This window comes from Haloarcula sp. JP-Z28, from assembly GCF_011440255.1.
GTDB lineage: Archaea > Halobacteriota > Halobacteria > Halobacteriales > Haloarculaceae > Haloarcula > Haloarcula marismortui.
Genome location: NZ_JAAOHT010000123.1, coordinates 1 through 5,898 on the forward strand (window position 1 = coordinate 1; position 5,898 = coordinate 5,898).

6 protein-coding genes and 2 pseudogenes are annotated in these 5,898 nt (G+C 62.6%); 6 read left to right on the forward strand and 2 right to left on the reverse strand.

The genetic code is table 11. The annotated features are described in order from the left end of the window. Both G9463_RS23020 and G9463_RS23025 read left to right on the forward strand, forming a co-directional pair. Positions 1–360, forward strand: a pseudogene (locus G9463_RS23020) (valine--tRNA ligase); the annotation flags it as partial. A 92-nt stretch (positions 361–452) separates the two neighbouring features. Further along, positions 453–629 (forward strand): hypothetical protein, encoded by a 177-nt coding sequence (locus G9463_RS23025; protein ID WP_004957739.1) that lies wholly within the window; start codon positions 453–455, stop codon positions 627–629. A 36-nt stretch (positions 630–665) separates the two neighbouring features. Here G9463_RS23025 and G9463_RS23030 read toward each other — a convergent pair whose 3' ends face one another. Continuing rightward, the gene (locus G9463_RS23030) at positions 666–1,436 is read right to left on the reverse strand and encodes a DUF1405 domain-containing protein (protein ID WP_004957742.1); all 771 of its coding nucleotides are present in this window, start codon (positions 1,434–1,436) and stop codon (positions 666–668) included. A 166-nt stretch (positions 1,437–1,602) separates the two neighbouring features. Between G9463_RS23030 and pdxS the strand changes: the two genes are divergently transcribed. Continuing rightward, positions 1,603–2,511 (forward strand): pyridoxal 5'-phosphate synthase lyase subunit PdxS, encoded by a 909-nt coding sequence (pdxS, locus tag G9463_RS23035; RefSeq protein WP_004957745.1) that lies wholly within the window; start codon positions 1,603–1,605, stop codon positions 2,509–2,511. A 95-nt stretch (positions 2,512–2,606) separates the two neighbouring features. Then, entirely contained in the window at positions 2,607–3,830 is a 1,224-nt protein-coding gene (locus tag G9463_RS23040; RefSeq protein ID WP_007188865.1) for a mechanosensitive ion channel family protein, read from the forward strand. Between the two features lies 1 nt (position 3,831). On the opposite strand, the gene G9463_RS23045 is transcribed toward G9463_RS23040, so the two are convergent. Continuing rightward, entirely contained in the window at positions 3,832–4,140 is a 309-nt protein-coding gene (locus G9463_RS23045; RefSeq protein ID WP_049938919.1) for a hypothetical protein, read from the reverse strand. A 213-nt stretch (positions 4,141–4,353) separates the two neighbouring features. Between G9463_RS23045 and G9463_RS23050 the strand changes: the two genes are divergently transcribed. Together G9463_RS23050 and G9463_RS23055 are read left to right on the forward strand one after the other, a co-directional pair. Beyond that, positions 4,354–4,935, forward strand: coding sequence for a DUF2150 family protein (locus G9463_RS23050; RefSeq protein WP_007188863.1), 582 nt, complete (start codon positions 4,354–4,356; stop codon positions 4,933–4,935). A 46-nt stretch (positions 4,936–4,981) separates the two neighbouring features. Beyond that, positions 4,982–5,898 (forward strand): annotated as a pseudogene (locus G9463_RS23055) (hypothetical protein); the annotation flags it as partial.

The window sequence follows — 5,898 nt, forward strand, 5'->3', positions numbered from 1 at the left end:
CTGCCGCTGAACGCCGACCTCGACCACGTCGAGGTGTTCGGCCACATCGCCGGCTTCGAGGACGCCGTCGCCGAGGCGATGCACGTGGCGCAACTGGACACCTACGACGAGGCCCCGGACATCACGACGGAAATCAGCGGCATCGACCTCGATTACTCGCTCGTCGGTCCCGAGTTCGGCAGCGAAGTCGGCGCGATTGACGCCGCTATCGAGGACGGTGACTACGAGATCGACGGCGACACGCTGCAGGTCGCTGGCGTCGAACTCGACGACGAGATGTTCGCTGTCGAGGAGTCCCGGACCTACTCCGGCGAGGGCGAGATGACCGAAACCGAGAGCGCCGTCGTCGTGGTTCGGTAGGCTCGCTGCGTTTTTTTGTCACAGACTCACTCCGTTCGCACCCATCGCCGGGACCAGTAGCATCAAGACCTGCGGGTCCGGTCATTGAAACCATGCGAACAGAGGAGACGATTCGGGACCGAATCGAGGCGCTGCAGGACGAGTACGACAAGCACGACCCGCCGTCGACCGAGCTAGAAGACGAGGCCGAGGTCGCCATCCTGCGCGCTATCGAGGAACTGGAGTGGGTCCTCGACGAGCGCGAGGCAGAGGACGGATTTACGACCTGAGACGCCACCAGAACCGCAAGCAAAGGACAGCGCCGGTCAGGCTTGCCGTTTCACTTTCTCTACACGCGTCGCCAGTGCGAGAAACGTCGCTATGAGCGTCAACACGACCGCCCAACCCGCCGCGAGGTCGTGGGCAAGCACCGTGTGGTCGAACCCGCCGGCAGCGACAATCGGCTCGGCCCGGAGCCAGGTGTGGTGGGGACCATCCAGAATCGGGACGAAGTAATCGACCACGTCGTTGAAGCCGTACCAGAACACCGCAACGGCAACGGACATGACCGAAAAGCTCGCATAGCGGTGAATGAGAAATGCCTCGGCGGCCATCGCCAGATGGCTCAGAATCAGAAACCAGTAGAGCCACAGCGGAATCCCGCCGGGGCCGTTGAGAGCGAGCTGGACGTACGGCGTCCACAGGCCGAGCTTGATGCAACCGAAGAAGCCGAGCATGTGGAGCCACTGCGTGTCCCAGTCGAGCCGCCAGGCCACCAGTGAAAGTCCGATGAACATCGTTGCCACGGGCGAGTCCGGAATCAGCGGGTACGCGGCGAGTGGGGCCGCGCCCAGCTGACCCTCAACGAGCGGCGGCGCTGTGTTCAGCGGCCGGCCGGCGTAGTACCAGAAGCCAAACAGCGTGCCGACCAGATTGACGAGCGCGATCGGCCAGGCAAGTCTGAGCCCGACGTTCTCCAACCACGCCGGTAACGGCGCAACGTACTGCGGAAGCCCTTCGGCGTCGGGGAGCCGCCGGCTGAACACACGCGCGACAACCGCGTCGATGCGCCCGCCGACACCCTCGTCCGGAGCCATGTCGATGCAGTGGGGAGACGCGATGAAAACGGTAGTGGTCTCAGCCCCGTCCTCTGGAGAATATCGCTGCCGCTGGCCCGATATCGGGTCTCCCTCGGGCGGGTCAAACGGTGTTCTGTCCTGCAAAAGGACACGCGTTAAGTAAATCCAGTCCTAAGTCTGGGTAATGACTGAAGAGACCGACCTCGAGGACCTCCGTCGCGGGACTGACCTCGTCAAGCGCGGCTTCGCGAAGATGCAGAAAGGCGGCGTCATCATGGATGTCGTCAACCGTGAGCAAGCCCGAATCGCCGAGGACGCCGGCGCGGTCGCCGTGATGCACCTGGAGTCGGTCCCGGCCGACATCCGCAAGCGGGGCGGTGTCGCCCGGATGGCTGACCCCAGCAAACTCGAAGAGATCATCGAGGAAGTGTCGATTCCGGTGATGGGCAAGGCCCGTATCGGCCACACTGCCGAGGCCCAGATTCTGGAAGCCGCTGGCGCGGATATGGTCGACGAGTCAGAAGTGCTGACGCAGGCCGACGACCGCTATCACATCGACAAGCGCGAGTTCACCGCGCCGTTCGTCTGCGGGGCGCGGAACCTCGCCGAGGCGCTGCGCCGTATCGACGAGGGCGCAGCGATGATTCGCACGAAGGGCGAGGCGGGCACTGGTGACGTGAACCAAGCCGTCACGCACCAGCGGAACATCCAGCGCTCCATCGGCAAGCTCGAAGGGATGGCCTACGAGGAGCGCGACGAATGGGCCCGCGAACACGGTGCGCCTCGGCGGCTCGTCCACGAGACGGCGGACCGCGGCCGGCTCCCCGTCGTCAACTTCGCGGCCGGCGGCATCGCGACGCCTGCCGACGCCGCACTGATGATGCAACACGGCTGTGACGGCATCTTCGTCGGCTCGGGCATCTTCGGGGCGGAGAACCCACAGGCGATGGGCGAGTCCGTCGTCGCGGCGGTCAACAACTACGACGACCCCGAACAGCTCAAGGAGATCGCGAAGAACCCCGGCAAGGGGATGAAAGGCCAGGCGAACGCGGACTTGGACGAAGAAGAGCAGCTGCAGGGTCGCGGCGTCTAACGGGAACCGCGACCAGTCAGTTTTCGGCGTCGCTATCACCGCTTTTACAGACGAACGCTCAAAGACGAAGACACAAGTTCCTACGGCGGCGATAGATGGCTGTGCAGGGGACGGCCACGCCGACGCCAGCGGCCAACGACACCGGTGAAGGCCTTCTGGAACTATTTACCGTGTTACAGCGGTCGCTGGACCAGTTGGTCGCGACACAGGGGCGACTCGTCGCGACGCTCATCCTTCTCGTCGTCCTCCTTCTCAGCGTCGTCATCGTTCCAGCAGCCCTCTCCCGGCTTCGGTCTGTCACGTCGGACCGAGCCGGCGACTGGCTGCAGGTCATGGCCGACTACACGCCGACGACCATCCGAGGCGTGTTTCTCCGGATCGCCCAGTTCTCGATGGTCGTTCTCGTTGTCGTCTCGTTTCTCATCGTCTGGGGCGTTCTCGATATCGTCCAGACAGTCGGGCCGTACCTCGACGGGAGCGATCAGTCAGTGCTGGCGACGATACAGACGATCGTTCTCGTCATGCTGGCCTTTGTCCTGTCCGACCAGATGCAGCGGTGGATCGGCCGGTTCAGCCAAGCTGTTACCGGCTTCACCGAACACCAGGAGGAGATCCTTCTCCGACTGGGGCAGGTCACTGTGTTCGTCACCATCGGTGCGACGATCTTCGCCGTCTGGGGCATCGACCTCAGTGGCTTGCTCGTCGGGGCCGGGTTCCTCGGTATCGTTGTCGGTCTGGCTGCCAGACAGACGCTCGGCTCGCTCATCGCCGGTTTCGTCCTGATGTTCTCTCGCCCGTTCACTATCGGCGACTGGGTGCTCATTGGCGAGCAGGAGGGCATCGTAACGGACATCACTGTTTTCAATACGCGGCTGGAGAACTTCGATGGCGAGTTCGTCATCATTCCGAACGACCGCGTGAGCGACCGCGCAGTGACAAACCGCAGCCGAAAGGGGCTGTTGCGCCTCACGGTCGACATCGGTGTGGACTACGACACCGACGTTGACCGGGCGATGGACCTCGCCCGCGAAGCGATGACAGACATCGAGCACGTCGTCGATTCACCGACGCCGGACGTCGTTCCGAAGGACTTCGGGGACTCCGCTGTGGTGATGGAACTCCGGTTCTGGATCGATCACCCGACGCCACCGCGGAAGTGGCGCGCCATCTCGGCGGTCGTCCGGGGTGTGAAAGCCACTTTCGACGAAGAAGACATCGCGATCCCGTTCCCACAGCGGACCCTCTCGAACCGCGTGGACGCGGCGGACGAAAAGTCGCTGGAAGGCGGCGTGGAGATGCGTCCGGACGGCGACGGCTGACCTACAGGTCGAGGCCGTCGAGAAGGAGCCCCAGGCCGAGAATCCAGCATCCCAGTGCGGTCCCGAGCGTGCTGACGTAGAACAGCCAGGACAGTCCCTGCTCTGTTGTCAGCAGTCCGCTCATCGCGGCGGCTGCGGCATCAGTCGCGGCCGGGAGCGACCCGGCCATGAGAACCATACCGGCGAATGTGCCAACGGCGACCGGCAGCGTCGCGGCGACAAGCGCCAGACCGACACGCTTGGCCAGCGTGGCGACTGCAGCCGGGTCGAGCGGGCCGACGTAGGTCGGAACTGGCCGTCGCTGTGACATGCCAATACATAACATGAGAGACTGACATAAAAGTCCATTCCTCGACGGGGACCGTGATATGTGCTCGGAGTGCACAGACGATCCAAGAAACCCACAGAAAAGCTGTTTCAAGCGTTAAAATAGTGGCTCGCTGTTTCGTCCTGGCGGTAGGGACTCCACGACAGAGCGGCCGCCGGTCGAAACTACTATCCCCAACGGCACGAACGGACTGGTATGAGCACTCCGCCGGGGGAGTATTACACCGAAGAACGCTGGCAGAACTGGCTAGACCGCATCGAGGAAGAAGATGTCGACCCTGAGGATGAGGATTCAGCGCGGCTCCTGTTGAACCTTCAGGACGACGCCGCGATCGCGGTCGCGAAGATTCTCACCGATTACGAGGACGGACCGCTCGATGAAGAGGCGACGCTCGACGAGCTTACCGGCGTCCGAGAGATCGTTCTCGACGACATCGACATCGACGACGAGGAGACCGTGATGCTGATCGACGGCGTCCAGACATCGCTGCTGTGCGTGTTCTATGCGGCCGAGGAGTTCGTCGCAGAAGGCGCTGCGGACGATGCGACCATTACGGACTACATCGAAGCCGCCGCGGACGCGGAAGCCGAAGAGGACCTCGACGCGGCACTGGGCTACTGTGTGCAGGCCGGCACGCAGATCATTGGCGGGTCGGAGCTCCCGATGGAGGTCGCTGAGGACCTCGAATACGGACTCGTCTCCGAGTGGGTCAACGGACTTGACAGTCTCCAGACCGCAATGAGCGACCCGGAAGTCGTCGAAGAAGACGAGAGTTGATAATTCGGCAGTCAGGTTTTTATCGCCGTCTCCGCAACTCATCGCCATGACTTTCATGGGCGATGAGCGTGCGCAGTCAGTACAGGTCGGGGCTGTACTGCTGTTCGGCGTGCTTATCATCGCCTTCTCCTCGTATCAGGCGTTTGCTGTCCCGGAGCAAAATCAGGAGGTGGAGTTCAATCACAATCAGCAGGTCCAGACGCAGTTGCAGGACCTGCGAAACGCCATCGTCTCCGTGCCGGGGCAGCCGAGCCGGCAGGCCGTCTCGGTCCAGTTGGGGACGCGATACCCGAGTCGGCTAGTGGCAACGAATCCCGGGCCACCGTCAGGGTTGCTGTACACAGATGGGACCAGCAACGAGTCCCAAAACCTCACGATTCGCAACGCCGAGGCACGCACCCCCGAAACGGCAGATTACTGGGACGGAACCACACCGCGGCACTACAACACGGGGGCTATCGCCTACAAGCCGGAATACAACGTCTACGGGGAGGCTCCGGAGACTGTCTACGAGCACTCGGTCGTCTACAATCAGTTCCGCGAGGGGAACATCACGCTCTCGGAACAGACGATGGTCGACGGGCGGGACATCACGCTCGTCACACTCAACGGGTCGATGAGCCGCTCGACGAGCGATTCGGTCACGGTCGACGTAGAGCCAAAGTCCCAGTCCTCCCGGACGGTCCGCGTAACAAATACGACGTCGACATCGAACGTCTCGGTATCGTTCCTTTCTCGGCTTCCGGCGTCGGAATGGAGAGCGCTTCTCGACAACGAAATCGACTCGAATCCAGGCGACAAGGGCAATGAACAGTACGTCGCAAGCGTCACCGGAGCCGAGGGACCGGGCTCGCTCTATAACATCACTATCGTTTTCGAACGAGACACCACGTATCGCCTGAAGATGGCGAAAGCGGGCGTCGGATCGGGCGACACCGACGAAAGTGAAGCGTACCTCACGAC